Below are 15,640 nucleotides of genomic sequence, written 5' to 3' on the forward strand. Positions count from 1 at the left end.
GGTCTTCCTTGCCCGCGGCCTACATGGCCCGCCTGGGGCCGGGCGGCAACCCGCGTGGACGGGAAGAGGGCGCGAGGCTAGAAGCCCGCCCATGACGGAGCACCGGAAGGCGTCGATCCGCCGCGAGACCGGCGAGACCCGGATCGAGGCCACCATCGACCTCGACGGCACGGGCGAGGCGCGCATCGCGACGGGGATCGGCTTCCTCGACCACATGCTGACCGCACTCGCCCGCCACGGCGCGATCGACATCGCGCTTACGGCCGCAGGCGACCTGCATGTCGACTTCCACCACACCACAGAGGACACGGGGATCGTGCTCGGCCGGGCGGTGGCGGAGGCCCTGGGTGAGCGCCGGGGGATCAGGCGTTACGGCGCGGCGGTGATCCCGATGGACGAGGCGCTGGTCGAGGCGGCGATCGACCTGTCGGGACGGCCGTTCCTCGCCTGGGAGGTCGCTTTCCCGACCCAGAAGGTCGGCGAGATGGACACCGAACTCTTCCTCGAGTGGTTTCGCGCCTTCGCGACCAACGCCGGCGCGACCCTGCACGTGCGCCGGAAGGCCGGCGTGAACAGCCACCACATCGCCGAGGCCTGCTTCAAGGCGCTGGCGCGGGCCTTGCGCGAGGCGGTGGAACGCGATCCCCGCGCGGCTGGCACGGTGCCCTCGACGAAGGGGAGCCTCGCCGGCTGATGCGCATCTGGTCGGTCCACGTCAAACCCCAGGCGGAGCCCGTGCTGGTGCGCGAGGGCTTCGCTTGGCTGGCCTTCCTGTTTCCGGCGTTGTGGTTCCTGGCCAAGCGGATGTGGCTCGTGCTCGTGCTCTATCTCGCGCTCGGCGCCATCGCCGCCGTGGTGCTGCAACCGCTGCCCGAGCCCATCGTCGGCCTGATCGGTTTCGGCGTGCAATTGCTGATCGGCTTTCATGCCCGCGATCTCGAGCGCTGGACCTTGGCCCGCCGCGGCTGGCGCGAACTCGGCGTGGTCGCGGCGCAGGGCGGCGAGGACGAGGCCTATGCCCGCCTCTTCGCGGCGCGGCGCGACCTGCTCGCCTGGGGAACGGTGCGAGCGTGAGCGGAACGGTCGCCGTCGTCGATTACGGCTCGGGCAACCTGCGCTCCGCCGCCAAGGCGCTCGAGCGCGTGGCGGCGGAAGCCGGGCGCGACGTCAGGGTGGTGGTGACGGCGGAGGCGCGCGAGGTGGCGCGGGCCGAGCGGATCGTGCTGCCGGGGCAGGGCGCGTTCGGCGATTGCTACGCGGGGCTGGCTCGGCTGCCCGGCATGCTCGAGGTGCTCGGCGATGCGGTGCGACGTCGTGGCGTGCCGTTCCTCGGCATTTGCGTCGGCATGCAGCTGCTGGCCGGGCGGGGCTTCGAGCACGGCGTGCACGAAGGGTTCGGCTGGATCGGTGGCGAGGTGGTGCATCTGCGCGACCTGCCAGGCCGTGAGGCGTCGCAGGCGCTGCCCTATCCCCACATGGGGTGGAACGCGCTTGCCATCGTCGAGCCGCGGCACGCCCTCCTGGCAGGGATTTCGCAAGGGTCGGCGGTGTATTTCGTGCACTCCTACGCCTTCGCGGCGGCTGATGCGGCGGACGTGATCGCGACGACGGGGTATGGGGGGCCGGTGGTGGCGGCGGTGGCGCGCGGCAACGTGGCCGGGGTGCAGTTCCACCCGGAGAAGAGTCAGGCGGTGGGGCTCAGGATCCTCGGCAATTTCCTTGCCTGGCGGCCGTGACGGCCGGGGAGGTCTTGGATGGAGCGGAACGGAACGGCCGACGAGGCGGGCGTGGGCGGAGAGGAGCACGGCTCCGAGGGCGCGGCGCCGGTTCTCGCCGTTGATCGCGTGCAGGCTCTCACGGAGCGGGAACTCGGAGAACTCGCCGAGGCGACCGCGGCCGCCATCATCGAGGGCGGCGGCTTCGGCTGGGTGAAGCCGCAGCCGCGCGACACGCTGGCGCGCTACTTCCAGGGCGTCCTGCTTGTTCCCGAGCGAAGCCTGTTCGTCGCCCGCATGGACGGCGTGATCGTCGGCGCCGCCCAGCTCGTCCGCCCGCCGCGCAACAACGAGGCGCAGGCCTTCTCCGCCCAGTTGATGCACTTCTTCCTCGCTCCCTACGCGCGGGGCTTCGGCCTCGCGCGGCTTCTCCTGCGCCGGGTCGAGGAGTACGCGGCGGCCATCGGGGTACGGGTGTTGAACCTGGACGTGCGGGCAACGCAGACGGGGGCGATTCAGCTGTTTGAGAGCGGTGGCTACCGCCGCTGGGGAACGCATCCGGCCTACGCCCTGATCGACGGCAAGACGATAGCCGGGCATTTCTATTACAAGGAGCTGTCGCCCACCGGGCGACGCGCGCGGGGATCGTGAAGCCGATCACCGTCTACCCTGCCATCGACCTCAAGGGCGGGGCCTGCGTGCGGCTCCGTCGCGGCGAGATGGCCGAGGCCACGGTCTACGCGGAGGACCCGGCCGCACAGGCCCGCGCCTGGCAGGATGCGGGGTTCGCGTGGGTACACGTGGTCGATCTCGACGGCGCCTTCGCCGGGCAGTCGGTGAACGCGGAGGCGGTGGCGGCGATCCTTGCCGCGGTGAGCATCCCGGTGCAGCTCGGCGGCGGTATCCGCGACCTCGCCTCGGTCGAGCGCTGGCTTGCGGCCGGGGTGGCGCGCGTGATCCTCGGCAGCGCCGCGGCCAAGGACCCTGCGTTCGTGCGCGAGGCCTGCCGGCGCTTTCCGGGGCGGATCGTGGTCGGCATCGACGCGCGGGACGGCTTCGTCGCCACGGAAGGCTGGGCGGAGACGAGCACCATGCGCGCGCTCGATCTGGCGCTTGCTTACGAGGATGCCGGGGTGGCGGCGATCGTGTTCACCGATATCGCACGCGATGGCATGCTGGCGGGGCTGAACCTCGAGGCGACGGAGGATCTCGCCTGGGCGCTGACCACGCCCGTGATCGCCTCCGGCGGTGTGGCGGGGGTGGAGGACATCGCGGCCGTGCGCGCGAAGGCCGAGGCCGGCATCGAGGGGGTGATCGTCGGCCGCGCCCTGTACGACGGCCGGATCAGCCCAGCCGAGGCGCTGGCGGCGGCACGCGGCTGAGAGCCTCGGGCCCGGTTTCCGTCACGGCCGGGCTTCGGCTAGTTTGATCCAGGACAAGGTACGATCCGGCGGGCTGTGATCCAGCACGTCGGCAGCGAAACGTTTCAGGGGAGGGAGCGGAGCATGCCCGACACCATGCCGCCGAAATCGTCCGAGGTGGTGATCCCGGTCAGGCCGGAATGGGCCGCGCGAGCCCACATCGACGCCGCGAAGTATCGCGCGATGGTGGAGGCGGAGCGGGCGGACCCCATCGCGTTCTGGCGCAAGGAGGCGGAACGCATCACGTGGATGACGTTCCCGACCCGGATCAAGGACGTCGACTACGGGGGCTCCGTGCGCATCCGTTGGTTCGAGGACGGCGTGCTGAACGCCTCGGCCAACTGCCTCGACCGTCACCTCGCCGCCCGGGCTGATCAGACCGCCATCATCTGGGAGGGCGACGACCCGAAGGACAGCGCGCACATCACCTACCGCGACCTGCACGAGCGCGTCTGTCGCCTGGCCAACGCGATGAAGGCACTCGGGGTGAAGAAAGGTGATCGGGTAACGATCTACCTGCCGATGATCCCGGAGGCGGCGGTGGCGATGCTCGCCTGTGCCCGCATCGGCGCCATCCATTCGGTCGTCTTCGGCGGATTTTCCCCGGAAAGCCTGCACGGGCGGATCGAGGACTGCCAGGCGTCGCTCTTGATCACGGCGGATGAAGGGGTGCGCGGCGGGCGGAAGGTGCCGCTGAAGGCGAACGCCGACGCGGCGCTGCAGAACGCGCCGACCGTGAAGAATGTGATCGTGGTGCGGCGAACCGGGGCAGACGTGTCGATGGTCGCCGGCCGCGACCACTGGTATCACGAGCTTGTCGCCGCGGCTTCGCCCGACTGCCCGCCCGAGCCGATGGGGGCGGAGGACCCGCTCTTCATCCTCTACACCTCGGGCTCAACCGGGAAGCCGAAGGGGGTGCTGCACACCACCGGCGGCTACATGGTCTGGGCCTCGTTCACCCACCAGTACGTGTTCGACTACCACGACGGCGAGATCTACTGGTGCACGGCCGACGTCGGCTGGGTGACCGGGCACACCTACATCGTCTACGGGCCGCTCGCGAACGGGGCGACGACGCTGATGTTCGAGGGCGTGCCGAATTATCCGACCGTCTCCCGCTTCTGGGAGGTGGTGGACAAGCACAAGGTCAACATCTTCTACACCGCGCCCACCGCGATCCGGGCCCTGATGCGGGAGGGCGAGGCGCCGGTGAAGAAGTGCTCGCGCGCCTCACTGCGCCTGCTCGGCTCCGTCGGCGAGCCGATCAACCCGGAGGCTTGGCTGTGGTACTGGCGGGTGGTCGGCGAGGAGCGCTGCCCGGTGGTGGACACCTGGTGGCAGACGGAGACGGGCGGGATCCTGATCAGCCCGCTGCCAGGGGCGACAGCGCTGAAGCCGGGTTCGGCCACCCTGCCGCTGCCGGGGGTGAAACCCGTGCTGGTGGACGGGGAGGGGAAAATCCTCGAGGGGGCGACCGAGGGGAATCTGTGCTTGGCCGATTCGTGGCCTGGGCAGATGCGCACGGTCTATGGCGATCACGATCGCTTCGTGCAGACCTACTTCTCGACCTTCCCGGGGCTCTACTTCACCGGGGACGGGGCGCGGCGTGATGCGGATGGCTATTACTGGATCACCGGTCGGGTTGACGACGTGCTGAACGTCGCCGGCCATCGCATGGGCACGGCGGAGATCGAAAGCGCGCTCGTCGCCCATCCGGCGGTGGCGGAGGCGGCCGTGGTGGGCATGCCGCACGACATCAAGGGCCAGGGCATCTACTGCTACGTCACGCTGAAGGTCGGGGTCGAGCCGTCGGAGGAGCTGCGCAAGGAACTGATCGCCTGGGTCCGCAAGGAGATCGGGCCGATCGCCACGCCGGACGCGATCCAGTGGGCGCCGGGGCTGCCGAAGACCCGCTCGGGCAAGATCATGCGCCGGATCCTGCGCAAGATCGCGGCGAACGAGACCGATAATCTCGGTGACACCTCGACTCTGGCCGACCCGACGGTGGTGCAGGATTTGGTGGCGAACCGCGTGCGCTGACGGACGCGCCGCCGGGGCTTGCCGGTGGTGCGGCCGCAGCGGCGCGGCAAAGGCGGTGGGCTTCTTGTGACCGTCGCGCCGAGCGGGCCGAACTGGGGTGCGGTGGGGGGCCGCCGAACCCCGTGAGCGTTGGGCAGGCGCAGCGTGCCGCCCCCTCCGGCAGCCCTCAGGGCTCCCGCATCAACAGGGCTAAGAGGCCGTCCAGCTCGTCCAGCGTGCGGTAGCGGATTCTGACCTCGCCGCCCTTGCCGGCCGAGGTGATGCGGACAGCGAGTCCGAGCCGGTCCTGCAGATCCTGTTCGAGGCTCGCGAGGTTCGGGTCGCGCGCCGGCTCGGCCCTGGTGGACGTGGCGGGCTTGCTGCCGGAGGCGGCGAGGGCCTCGGTTTGCCGTACGGAGAGCCCCTCGGCGATGACGCGTTCGGCGAGCGGCACCGGGTCGGCGGCGGCAAGCAGGGCGCGGGCATGCCCCGCCGTCAGTCGCCCTTCGCGAAGGTGAACCTGCACCGGCTTCGGCAGGCCAAGGAGGCGAAGAGTGTTGGCGACATGGGCCCGGCTCTTGCCGATCATGCGGCCTGCCTCGTCCTGCGTGATGCTGTGGGTCTCGATCAGACGGCGCAGTCCCTCGGCCTCCTCGATCGGGTCGAGGTCGGTGCGCTGGAGATTCTCCACCAGCGCGGCGGCGGCGGCCTCGCGGTCGTCGAGGCGGCGGACAAGCACGGGAACTTCATGGAGGGGGACGGCTTGGGCCGCGCGCCAGCGGCGCTCGCCGGCAACGATCTGGAAGCGATCCGGCAGGCTGGGATGGGGACGGACCAGAAGGGGTTGCAGGACTCCTCGCTCCCGGATCGAGGCGATGAGCTCTTCCAGGCTCTCCTGGCGGATGGTGCTGCGCGGCTGGAACGGGCTCGGTTCGAGGGCGGTGATGGGGACGGTGCGAATGTCACCGTCGCCGCCCGTCGGTGCGCGCACCGGTGCCGTTGCCGCTGGCTCGCCCAGCAGGGCGGCGAGACCGCGGCCGAGCCGTTTGGGGGCACCGTCGCGTGCCGTCATGACAGGGCCTCGGACGGCTCGCGTTCGCGGCGCAGGAGTTCGCCGGCGAGACGGACATAGGCTTGGCTGCCGGGTGAGCGGAAATCGTAGAGCAAAGCGGGCTTGCCGTGCGACGGAGCCTCGGAGAGGCGGATGTTGCGGGGGATCATCGTCTCGAACACGCGGTCGCCGAAGAAGGCGCGCACGTCGGCGGCCACCTGCTCGGAGAGGTTGTTTCGGCGGTCATACATGGTCAGCACGATGCCGTGCAGGGCGAGGCGCGGGTTGAAGCCGCGGCGAACGGCCTCGATGGTGCGCATGAGTTGGGACAGGCCCTCGAGGGCGAAGAACTCGCATTGCAGGGGGACGAGGACGGCATCGGCCGCCACAAGGGCATTCACCGTGAGAAGCCCGAGCGATGGCGGGCAGTCCAGCAGGATGAGATCCCCCTGGTTGGCCACGGAGAGGGCGTCGCGGAGGCGATACTCCCGTCTGGTGAGGGCGACGAGTTCGATTTCGGCCCCGGCCAGATCCTGATCGGCGGGCACGATGGAGAAGTCCGGAATGCCGGTCGGGCGGGTGAGGTCCGAGAGCGGGCGGCCTTCGATCAGCAAGGCATAGGAGCCGGGAGAGCGCTGGTCGGCCGGGAGGCCAAGTCCGGTCGAGGCGTTTCCTTGCGGGTCGAGGTCGATGAGCATCACGGGCCGGCCGGCGGCGGCGAGCGCCGTGGCCAGGTTGATGGCGGTCGTCGTCTTGCCCACACCACCCTTCTGGTTGGCGATGGCGATGACGCGCGGGCGCGAAGCGGGCTGGGAAGAGGCGGGGTCAGACACGCGCGACCTCGCTCACGCGAAGGATGGTGGCGGACGGGTCCGTTCGGCTCGGGAAGCGTTCCAGGCGCATTGTCCAGGAGCCTGCGACCTCGGTCAATTCGCGGTCGACCGACCGACCCTTCGGTAGCAAAGCAACGCCGCGCGGTCGCAGATGGCGCACGATGAGCGGGAGAAGGCCGGGCAGGGGGGCAAAAGCGCGGGCGGTGATGACATCCGCCATCAAGGGCGGCAGGAGGGCGGCGTCTTCCGCGTGGATGGTGGCGGGGGCGCCAAGGAGACGGGTCGCCTCGCGCAGGAAGGCAGCCTTGCGCTGGTCGCGTTCGACCAGGTGAGTCTCGCGGTCGGTCAGGAGGGCGAGGACGAGGCCCGGAAACCCTGCCCCGCTGCCGAGATCGGCGAGTCGCGTTGCAGAAGGAGGCAGGAGATCGGCCAACTGGGCGCTGTCGAGGATGTGCCGGTGCCAGAGGTGGTTGAGGTCGCCGGGGGCGACGAGGTTGATGCGGCGGCTCCAGCTGCGGACAAGGTCGGCATAGGCCTCGAGGCGACGGCGCTGGTCGGGGGAGAGCGAGAGCAGAGGGCCGTCATGGCGATCCGGTTTCACGTGAAACAGACCCGAGCCGCTGCCGGCCTTTCAGGCGTCGCGTTTCACGTGAAACAGGACTTCGTCAGAGCGGCGCAGGTTGCTGAGCGACTCATCTATCGGTGTCGCCACTGGCGTCGGACGACATGACCAGCTTCCGATCGAGCATGAGGTCAATGGCACGCCGTCCGGCAATCAGATGCTCCTGGATCACCCGCTCCGCTTCCTCCCGGCTTCCGATTCGGTACCAGACCCCCTCCGGATAGATCAGGATGCACGGACCTGCCTCGCAGCGGTCGAGGCACCCCGCTTGGTTCACGCGAACCCGCTCCAGGCCCAGCTCCTTGATCCGCGCCTTCATGTAGGCGCGGACGTCCTCCGAGCCCTTGGCTGCGCAACTCCCCCGCGCGTGACCCTCGGGGCGACGATTGCAGCAGACGAAGACGTGAACGCGGTAGAACAGAGGCGGATCGTCGGGGCTGCGAAGCAGCGGCGCCCCATCCGTCATGTCGCCGTGCTCGCGGGCTCGAACGGTTCCACCAGCCGTCGGATCTGATCCACCATTTCCGCCGCGTCCCAAGCAGCCACCCCTTCCAGCCGGGCAGCCTCAAGCCCGACCCGATCGACGATCAACGTCGTGGGCAATCCGCGCACCCCCCACGCCCGGGCCGCCGCCCCGCGAGGGTCCAGCCAGATGGCAAGATTCCGCAGGGCGTGCCGGTCATAGAACCCCCGGACCACCGGCGCCCCCCCGCGATCCTGGCTGAGCGCCAGAACCTCGATATCGTGCCCGGCAACCAGCCCCGCCAGCCGATCCAGCGCCGGCATCTCCTCCACACAGGGCGGACACCATGTCGCCCAGAGGTTGATCACCAGCCCCCGCCGGCGGAAATCGGCAATCGTCCGTCGTTCGCCCGCCCCGGTGAAGAACTCCGCCGGCGCCAACGCCGCCCTGCGGGCGCGCACCTCGAGCTGACCCCGCCCCGCCTGCGCTTGCCCTGCCGCAAGCGCGATGGCAGAGCACGCCAGCCCGAGCATCGCCTCTCGCCGCCGCGACATCTCCGGACCGATCGCCATGCCTCACTCCCCAGCCGAGCCGCAAGCCAACAGCCTCTGGGGCGGACGCTTCGCCCGCGGCCCCGACGCCATCATGCAAGAGATCAACGCTTCGATCGGCTTCGACAAGAGGCTCTGGCGGCAGGACATCGAGGGATCCAAAGCGCACGCTCGCATGCTCGCAGCGCAGGGCATCATCACCGAGGCGGATCGCGACGCCATCCTCGCTGGCCTCGACGACATCGCCAACGAGATCGCGCGCGGCGCGTTCGCCTTCTCAGAGGCCCGCGAGGATATTCATCTCAACATCGAGGCCGCACTCGCCGAGCGGATCGGCGAGGCGGGCCGCCGCCTGCACACCGCCCGCTCCCGCAATGATCAAGTCGCCCTCGACCTCAGGCTCTGGGTGCGTGACGCGATCGACCAGCTCGACGCGCAACTGCAGGCGCTCCTCCGCGCCCTCCTCGACCAGGCGGAGCGCTACGCGGCGAGCCCCATGCCGGGTTTCACCCACCTGCAGATCGCCCAGCCGATCACGTTCGGCCACCACCTGCTCGCCTATGTCGAGATGATGGCGCGCGACCGCGCGCGCTTCGCCGACTGCAGGGCGCGGCTCAACGAGTCCCCGCTCGGGGCGGCCGCGCTGGCCGGCACCTCCTTCCCGATCGACCGCCATGCGACTGCCGCCGCCCTCGGCTTCGCGCGCCCGATGGCGAACAGCCTCGATGCCGTGTCCTCCCGCGACTTCGCCCTCGAGTTCCTGGCGGCGGCCGCGATCTGCGCCGCGCATCTGTCACGGCTGGCCGAGGAGATCGTGATCTGGGCCTCCGCCCCGTTCCGCTTCATCCGGCTGTCGGACGCCTTCACCACCGGCTCCTCGATCATGCCGCAGAAGCGCAATCCTGACGCCGCCGAGCTGGTCCGGGCCAAGACCGGCCGCATCAACGGCAACCTGCTTGCGCTGCTGACGGTGATGAAGGGTTTGCCGCTCGCCTATGCGAAGGACATGCAGGAGGACAAGGAGCCGGTCTTCGACACCGCCGACACCCTCGCTCTCTGTCTTGCCGCCACCGAGGGCATGGTGCGCGACCTCGAAGCGGACGAAGCGGCGATGCGCCGCTGGGCGGGGGAAGGCTTCGCCACCGCGACCGATCTCGCCGACTGGCTCGTCCGCGCCCTTGGCCTGCCGTTCCGCGACGCCCACCACGTGACCGGGCGGCTGGTCGCCCTGGCCGAGGCGAAGGGCTGCGGCCTTGCCGATCTCTCCCTCGATGATTTGCGCTCGGTCGAGCCCCGGATCACCGCGGACGTCTATTCCGTCCTCTCGGTCGAGGCCTCGATCGCCTCGCGCACCAGCTACGGCGGCACCGCGCCCGCCAACGTGCGGGCCCAGATTGCGGCGTGGCGCGAACGGCTCGGCTGAGCGACACTTTCGCCATGTTCCATGGCGCCTTCGGCACCTCGGGCGCGGGGTGCCTCCTGCCCCTGCGACCGCGTACCCGCGTTCTGCTGCTGCTCGCCCTGGTCGCGTTCGTCCTGCTGGCCGGCTGCGGCAAGCGTGGCGACCCCGCTCCGCCCGGGCCGGCGGAGGCGGTCACCTGGCCGCGCACCTACCCTGCCGGCCCGCCTGCGCCCACCCCCCCTGCTCCCTCGCCGCGCTGACGCTGTCATGGACGCCGCTCTCCCATCCCAGGCGCGCGCCAGCGAGCCGAGCTTCGCCGAGCTCCTTGCCGCCCGGCCCTGGCTGTCTGCGGCGCCCGATGTCGGGCTGATGCTGGATGGCGTGCCTCTCGCCTCGCTCGCGCGCGAGCACGGCACGCCGCTCTGGGTCTACGCCGACTCTGTTCTCACCGCCCGCTACCGGGCGCTCGCCACCGCCCTCGGTGCGGCCAAACTTCCTGCACGCATTCACTTCGCGCTGAAGGCGAACGACACGCTTGCCCTGCTCCGCCGACTCGCCGCCCTCGGTGCCGGGGCTGACGTCGTCTCGGTCGGTGAATATGAGGCGGCGCGGCGGTCAGGCTTCGCCCCCGAGGCCATCGTCTTTTCCGGGGTGGGCAAGACGGACGCGGAGATCGCGACGGCGCTCGCGGGCGGCATCGGTCAGATCAACGTCGAAAGCGCGGAAGAGCTCGCTCGGGTTGCCGCTATCGCCGCCCGACTGGGGCTTCGTGCCCCCGTTGCGCTGCGGGTCAACCCGGATGTCGATGCCGGCACCCACGCCAAGATCACCACCGGCAAGGCGGACAACAAGTTCGGCATCCCGTTCGACCGCATCGTGCCCCTGTATGAGCAGGCGGCCGGCACGCCGTCGCTCCGCCCGGTCGGGCTCGCCGTGCACATCGGCAGCCAGATCCTCACGCTCGAGCCCTACCGCCGCGCCTATGGCAGGGTCGCCGACCTCGTCCGCACGCTGCTCGCCCACGGCTTGCCGGTGGAGCGGATCGATGTCGGCGGCGGGCTCGGCATCCCTTACGGCACGGAACCAGCCCCGCTGCCGGCCGCCTTCGCCGCCGCGCTTCAGCAAGCCTTCGGGGCGTTCCGTCTCCCTCTCATCCTGGAGCCGGGGCGCTGGCTGGTCGGGCCCGCGGGGCTTCTGCTGTCGCGCGTCGTGCTGCAGAAACAAGGCGCGGCTCGGCGCTTCGTCGTGCTCGATGCCGGCATGAACGATCTGCTGCGGCCGGCGCTGTACGAGGCGTGGCACGGCATCGTTCCCGTCGCCGCGGGCCGGCTGCATGCGCCGGTCGCCCCTGCCGACGTGGTCGGCCCGGTCTGCGAGACTGGCGACACCTTCGCGCGGCAGCGGCCGCTGCCCGATTTCGCCCTCGGCGATCTGGTCGCCATCCTGGACGCCGGCGCCTACGGGTCGGTGATGAGCTCGACCTACAACCTGCGCCCGCGCGCCGCGGCCGTGCTGATCGAAGGCGGCACGGCCCGCCTCGTTCGCCGCCGCCAGACCATCGACGAGCTGCTCGCTCACGACGTGGACTGATCGCCTCGGGCGGTCCTCTGTGCAGGTTGTGATGGCAAGCCGGCTTCTTTCCGCGTCATCATGGTTGCATGAGCCGTACGCCCGCCGACCGCCCCGTTTCGCCTGAGGTGTCTCGCCCTTCGCGGCGGCTTCGGTTGAAACGGTCCCTGGCCCGAGCGGCGATCTTCTGGGAGCGGTTCTGGCCGGCCGTCGCGCCGGTGCTGGGGGTCGCCGCCCTGTTCCTGATCGTCGCCCTGTCGGGGCTGCTGCCCCTCCTTCCCGGGTGGTTGCACTTCGTCGTGCTCGCCCTCTTCGCCTGTGCCGGCTGCGTGGCGGTCGCCTGGGCGATCTCGCGGGTCAGGCTGCCGGCCGTCTCGGAAGGTGAACGCCGCCTCGAGCGCGCCTCGGGTCTCGCGCATCGCCCGCTGACCAGCCTGACGGATCGTCCCGCTTCGGGAGCCGGCGACCCCGCAGCCGAGGCGCTGTGGGCGGCGCACCAGAAGCGCGCGGCGAGTGCGCTCGCCAAGGTCAAGGTCGGAATGCCGCATCCCGGACTGCCGAAGCGCGACCCGATCGCCCTCCGCGCCGCTTTGGGGCTCTCCCTGGTCGCGGCGGTGGTGATCGCCGGACCCGAGGCAAGCGACCGCCTGCGTGCTGCGATCAATCCCGCCTTCGGCTCCCCGCCGCCTCCGCCGCTGCCGCTGAAGATCGAACTCTGGATCACGCCCCCCGCCTACACCGGGCTTGCCCCGCTGTTCGTTCGGCACGAGACGGCGGATGCAAGCGGCGAACTGACGGTGCCGGCGGGCAGCACGCTCGTCGGCCATCTCTCGGGCGGAAGCGGCGGCGCACCCGCCCTTGCCCTGCCGGGTGAGACGGCGCCGTTCAAGGCGCTCGACGCCCGCTCGTTCAGTGTCTCCGCTACGCTGACCGAGCCGGGGCGGCTCGCCATCCTGCGCGATGGTCGTGCCCTTGCCGCATGGGATGTGCGGCTCCTCTCCGATCTGCCGCCGAGCATCACCTTCGCCAGTCGCCCCGCTCCCGTCCCTAGCGGTCCGCAGCTCCGCATCGAGTACGAGGCGCGCGACGACTACGGCGTCGTTGCGGTCGAGGCGCAGCTGACGTTGCTCGCCCGGCCCGATGCCCCGCCCCTCGTCGTGCCCCTGCCCCTGCCGGCAGCCTCGGCGCGCAGCGTGCGCGGGCTCGGCCAGCCCGACCTGTCCGCCCACCCTTGGGCGGGGCTTCCGGTGACCATCCAGCTCGAGGCGAAGGATGGCGCGGGGCAGGTCGGTCGATCGGAGACCGCAACGGTCGAGCTTCCCGAGCGCCGCTTCGAGCACCCGATCGCGCGCGAATTGATCGCGCTGCGCAAGCGCCTCAGCGTCGCCCCCGCCGAACGCACGCCGGTCATCCGCGAGCTCGACCGGCTTTCCGCCGCCCCGGAAGCCTTCGATGAGGACCTCACGGTCTTCCTAGGGCTTCGCAGCGCGCGGGCCCGGCTTCGCTTCGACCGTCGCGACGAGGCGATCGAGGAGGTGCAGGAGCTCCTGTGGTCGCTCGCCCTCCATCTCGAGGAAGGGGGGCGGGATCGCACGTGGCGCCACTTGGTCGAGCTGCGGCGGGAGTTGCGCGAGGCGATCGAGCGGGCGGAGCGCGGCGAACCGGTCGATCAGCGCGAGCTGGAGCGCTTGGCCGAACAGCTGCGCGAGGCGATGGAGCGCTACCTGCAGGCGCTGATGGAGGCGATGCGGCGCGACGGCGTCGAGACGCTTCCCTTCGACCGCAACGCGCGGGCGATGGACCTGCGCGACATGCAGCGCATGGCCGATCGCCTGCAGGATGCCGCGCGGCGCGGCGACCTGGAACGCATGCGCCAGCAGCTCGCCGAGCTCGAGCGCGCCATCGACCAGCTGCAGCGCGGGCGCCTCGGGCGGATGGAGAACCCGGAGCGGCGCGAGCAGCGCGAGCGCGGCCAACAGATGATGGGCGCGATGAACGACATGCTGCAGCGCCAGGGTCAGCTGATGGACCGCAGCCACGAACGCGCCGAACAGGAGCGGGCCGCCCGCACACATCAGCAGCGCGGGCAAGGGCAGCAGAGCCGCCAGCAGCAACCGCAGACGCGGCCGGGCCAGCAGCAAGGCCAGCAAGGGCGGCAGGCTCAGCAGCCCGGTCGGCAGGGCGGCCAGGCGCAGGCCGACACCGAGCGCGACGCGCGCCAGCAGCAGGCGCTGCGCCGCGCACTCGGCGAGCTGATGGAGCAGTTCGGCGACTTCACCGGCGAAGTGCCGGAACCGCTCGGCCGGGCCGATCAGGCGATGCGCGAGGCGGTCGAAGCGCTGCGGCGCGGCGACAACGCCGCCGCCCAAGCCGCCCAGCAGCGCGCGCTCGAGGCCCTGCAGCAGGGCGGGCAGGAGATGCAGAACCAGATGGCCGGCCGGATGGGGCTGATGGAGCCCGACGACGGCGAAGGCGAGCCGGGCGGCGAGAACACCGAAATGGGGCAGGACCAGTCCGGTCAGGACCGCCAGCTCGGCCAGGGGCGGGATCCGCTCGGCCGGCCGCGGCGCGATCAGGTCGGCGGCCAGAACGATGGGTCCGACGTGCGGGTGCCGGAGGAGATGGAACTCAAGCGCACGCGCGACATCCAGGAGGAACTGCGTCGCCGCGCCGGCGAGCGCGACCGGCCGAAGCCGGAGCTCGACTACATCGATCGCCTGTTGCGGCGTTTCTGAGCGGCCGCGCACGAAGCACTATCCCGTAACGTTCCGGGTAAGAAAGGAAGCGGGCCCGGAATGATCCGTCGCGTGGGCGTCTGTCGGCGGCAAGAGATCGCCGTGTTCGAGCCGTGTGCGGACGACGCCCGTCCAGTCAGGCGCCGACGCGGACCGGGGCGGCGGCGCCGCGAGCGTGCGCGAGACGCAGCCGGCGACCGTCGCCGCCGAACAGGTGAAGGTGTTCGGCCGGAAGGACGATCGGCAGTGTCGTGCCGGCGAGCGGTGAGCAGTCGCTTGCCCGCACGGTCAGCCCCTCGCCCGAGGGCAGGATGCCGTGGATCAGGCTCTCCGCCCCCAGCGGCTCGACGAGATCGACCTTCAACGGGATCGCGCCCGCCGCGCCGTTGCCGACGACCCGCACGTGCTCGGGCCGGATGCCGACCGTCACCTCGGCTTCCGTGGCGCTTGCCGGAGGTGCGGCGAGTGCGATGGCGGGGCCTGCGCGCAGATCGACGGCGTGACCTTCCTCGCACAGCCTGCCGTGCAGGAAGTTCATCGCGGGGGCGCCGATGAAGCCGGCGACATAGGTGTTCGCCGGCTCGCGCCACACCTCCATCGGGGTCGCCACCTGCTCGGCCCTGCCCTCGTTCATCACCACGAGCCGATCGCCGAGCGTCATCGCCTCCACCTGATCGTGCGTCACGTACAGGCTGGTCACACCGAGGCGACGCTGCAGCCGCTTGATCTCGGCCCGCATCTGCACGCGGAGCTTGGCATCGAGGTTGGAGAGCGGTTCATCGAACAGGAAGAGTTTCGGCTCACGAACGATCGCCCGCCCCATCGCCACGCGCTGCCGCTGCCCGCCCGAGAGCTCGCGCGGCTTGCGGCGAAGAAGGTCGCCGAGCCCGAGCATCTCGGCGGTGCGGCGCACCCGCCCCTCGATCTCGGCGCGCGGCAGCCCGCGGATGCGCAAGCCGTAGGCCATGTTGTCGAACACGCTCATGTGCGGGTAGAGCGCGTAGTTCTGGAACACCATCGCAATGTCGCGATCCTTCGGCTCGAGCCGAGTCACGTCCGCCCCGCCGATCAGCACGCTGCCTTCGGTTGCGGTCTCGAGCCCGGCGACGATGCGAAGCAAGGTGGACTTGCCGCAGCCCGAAGCGCCGACGATGACGATGAATTCGCCTTCCGCCACCTGAAGGTCGATGCCGTGCAGCACCTGCACGGCGCCGAAGGACTTGCGGATTCCCCGCAGTTCGAGCGTGGCCATGCGCGCC

At 70.7% G+C, this 15,640-nt stretch carries 16 protein-coding genes; 10 read left to right on the top strand and 6 right to left on the bottom strand.

Features of this window, described 5'->3' with window-relative positions; translation table 11 throughout:
* Positions 1-91: 91 nt before the first annotated feature.
* The 6 genes from hisB to acs all read left to right on the top strand — a co-directional run bounded on the left by hisB (position 92) and on the right by acs (position 5,176).
* Complete coding sequence (gene hisB / locus DWB05_RS01120; RefSeq protein ID WP_114374126.1) at positions 92-694, top strand: imidazoleglycerol-phosphate dehydratase HisB; 603 nt, start codon at positions 92-94, stop codon at positions 692-694.
* On the top strand, positions 694-1,074 hold the full coding sequence (locus tag DWB05_RS01125; RefSeq protein WP_114374128.1) for a DUF2628 domain-containing protein: 381 nt from the start codon (positions 694-696) through the stop codon (positions 1,072-1,074). The genes hisB and DWB05_RS01125 overlap by 1 nt, the downstream gene beginning before the upstream one ends.
* Positions 1,071-1,736: an imidazole glycerol phosphate synthase subunit HisH gene (hisH, locus tag DWB05_RS01130; protein ID WP_114374130.1), complete on the top strand. Its 666-nt coding sequence runs from the start codon at positions 1,071-1,073 to the stop codon at positions 1,734-1,736. The genes DWB05_RS01125 and hisH overlap by 4 nt, the downstream gene beginning before the upstream one ends.
* Positions 1,737-1,754: 18 nt before the next feature.
* On the top strand, positions 1,755-2,366 hold the full coding sequence (locus tag DWB05_RS01135) for a GNAT family N-acetyltransferase (RefSeq protein WP_114374132.1): 612 nt from the start codon (positions 1,755-1,757) through the stop codon (positions 2,364-2,366).
* On the top strand, positions 2,363-3,097 hold the full coding sequence (gene hisA / locus DWB05_RS01140; protein ID WP_456298218.1) for a 1-(5-phosphoribosyl)-5-[(5-phosphoribosylamino)methylideneamino]imidazole-4-carboxamide isomerase: 735 nt from the start codon (positions 2,363-2,365) through the stop codon (positions 3,095-3,097). The genes DWB05_RS01135 and hisA overlap by 4 nt, the downstream gene beginning before the upstream one ends.
* 123 nt (positions 3,098-3,220) lie before the next feature.
* Positions 3,221-5,176, top strand: a complete 1,956-nt coding sequence (acs, locus tag DWB05_RS01145; protein WP_198669017.1) for an acetate--CoA ligase — start codon at positions 3,221-3,223, stop codon at positions 5,174-5,176.
* A gap of 166 nt (positions 5,177-5,342) precedes the next feature.
* Here the strand turns inward: acs and DWB05_RS01150 are convergent, their stop codons facing one another.
* The 5 genes from DWB05_RS01150 to DWB05_RS01170 form a co-directional block, all read right to left on the bottom strand.
* Positions 5,343-6,227, bottom strand: a complete 885-nt coding sequence (locus DWB05_RS01150; protein ID WP_114374134.1) for a ParB/RepB/Spo0J family partition protein — start codon at positions 6,225-6,227, stop codon at positions 5,343-5,345.
* The gene (locus DWB05_RS01155) at positions 6,224-7,039 is read right to left on the bottom strand and encodes a ParA family protein (protein WP_114374136.1); all 816 of its coding nucleotides are present in this window, start codon (positions 7,037-7,039) and stop codon (positions 6,224-6,226) included. Before DWB05_RS01155 ends, DWB05_RS01150 begins: the two co-directional genes overlap by 4 nt.
* Complete coding sequence (gene rsmG / locus DWB05_RS01160) at positions 7,032-7,649, bottom strand: 16S rRNA (guanine(527)-N(7))-methyltransferase RsmG (RefSeq protein ID WP_456298219.1); 618 nt, start codon at positions 7,647-7,649, stop codon at positions 7,032-7,034. Before rsmG ends, DWB05_RS01155 begins: the two co-directional genes overlap by 8 nt.
* An 82-nt stretch (positions 7,650-7,731) precedes the next feature.
* Positions 7,732-8,127, bottom strand: coding sequence for a (2Fe-2S) ferredoxin domain-containing protein (locus DWB05_RS01165; RefSeq protein WP_114374138.1), 396 nt, complete (start codon positions 8,125-8,127; stop codon positions 7,732-7,734).
* Complete coding sequence (locus tag DWB05_RS01170; protein ID WP_232818341.1) at positions 8,124-8,696, bottom strand: TlpA disulfide reductase family protein; 573 nt, start codon at positions 8,694-8,696, stop codon at positions 8,124-8,126. Before DWB05_RS01170 ends, DWB05_RS01165 begins: the two co-directional genes overlap by 4 nt.
* Between DWB05_RS01170 and argH the strand changes: the two genes are divergently transcribed.
* The 4 genes from argH to DWB05_RS01190 all read left to right on the top strand — a co-directional run bounded on the left by argH (position 8,695) and on the right by DWB05_RS01190 (position 14,381).
* Positions 8,695-10,098 carry an argininosuccinate lyase gene (gene argH / locus DWB05_RS01175; RefSeq protein ID WP_232818342.1) on the top strand — a complete coding sequence of 468 codons (1,404 nt, stop codon included), beginning with the start codon at positions 8,695-8,697 and terminating at the stop codon, positions 10,096-10,098. The genes DWB05_RS01170 and argH overlap by 2 nt on opposite strands.
* Positions 10,077-10,337 (top strand): hypothetical protein, encoded by a 261-nt coding sequence (locus tag DWB05_RS01180; RefSeq protein ID WP_114374142.1) that lies wholly within the window; start codon positions 10,077-10,079, stop codon positions 10,335-10,337. The genes argH and DWB05_RS01180 overlap by 22 nt, the downstream gene beginning before the upstream one ends.
* A gap of 7 nt (positions 10,338-10,344) precedes the next feature.
* Positions 10,345-11,667, top strand: a complete 1,323-nt coding sequence (lysA, locus tag DWB05_RS01185; RefSeq protein WP_114374144.1) for a diaminopimelate decarboxylase — start codon at positions 10,345-10,347, stop codon at positions 11,665-11,667.
* A gap of 134 nt (positions 11,668-11,801) precedes the next feature.
* Complete coding sequence (locus DWB05_RS01190; protein ID WP_157967023.1) at positions 11,802-14,381, top strand: TIGR02302 family protein; 2,580 nt, start codon at positions 11,802-11,804, stop codon at positions 14,379-14,381.
* 136 nt (positions 14,382-14,517) lie between these two features.
* On the opposite strand, the gene ugpC is transcribed toward DWB05_RS01190, so the two are convergent.
* Entirely contained in the window at positions 14,518-15,633 is a 1,116-nt protein-coding gene (gene ugpC, locus DWB05_RS01195) for a sn-glycerol-3-phosphate ABC transporter ATP-binding protein UgpC (protein ID WP_114374149.1), read from the bottom strand.
* Positions 15,634-15,640: the final 7 nt, after the last annotated feature.

This window comes from Elioraea thermophila (ex Habib et al. 2022), assembly GCF_003336755.1.
Lineage (GTDB): Bacteria > Pseudomonadota > Alphaproteobacteria > Acetobacterales > Acetobacteraceae > Elioraea > Elioraea thermophila.

Coding starts and splice junctions, on each gene's coding strand:
- DWB05_RS01165 (WP_114374138.1), bottom strand. CDS start 8,127: ATGACGGATGGGGCGCCGCTGCTTCGCAGCCCCGACGATCCGCCTCTG.
- ugpC (WP_114374149.1), bottom strand. CDS start 15,633: ATGGCCACGCTCGAACTGCGGGGAATCCGCAAGTCCTTCGGCGCCGTG.
- DWB05_RS01170 (WP_232818341.1), bottom strand. CDS start 8,696: ATGGCGATCGGTCCGGAGATGTCGCGGCGGCGAGAGGCGATGCTCGGG.
- hisB (WP_114374126.1), top strand. CDS start 92: ATGACGGAGCACCGGAAGGCGTCGATCCGCCGCGAGACCGGCGAGACC.
- acs (WP_198669017.1), top strand. CDS start 3,221: ATGCCCGACACCATGCCGCCGAAATCGTCCGAGGTGGTGATCCCGGTC.
- DWB05_RS01135 (WP_114374132.1), top strand. CDS start 1,755: ATGGAGCGGAACGGAACGGCCGACGAGGCGGGCGTGGGCGGAGAGGAG.
- DWB05_RS01125 (WP_114374128.1), top strand. CDS start 694: ATGCGCATCTGGTCGGTCCACGTCAAACCCCAGGCGGAGCCCGTGCTG.
- lysA (WP_114374144.1), top strand. CDS start 10,345: ATGGACGCCGCTCTCCCATCCCAGGCGCGCGCCAGCGAGCCGAGCTTC.
- DWB05_RS01150 (WP_114374134.1), bottom strand. CDS start 6,227: ATGACGGCACGCGACGGTGCCCCCAAACGGCTCGGCCGCGGTCTCGCC.
- argH (WP_232818342.1), top strand. CDS start 8,695: ATGCCTCACTCCCCAGCCGAGCCGCAAGCCAACAGCCTCTGGGGCGGA.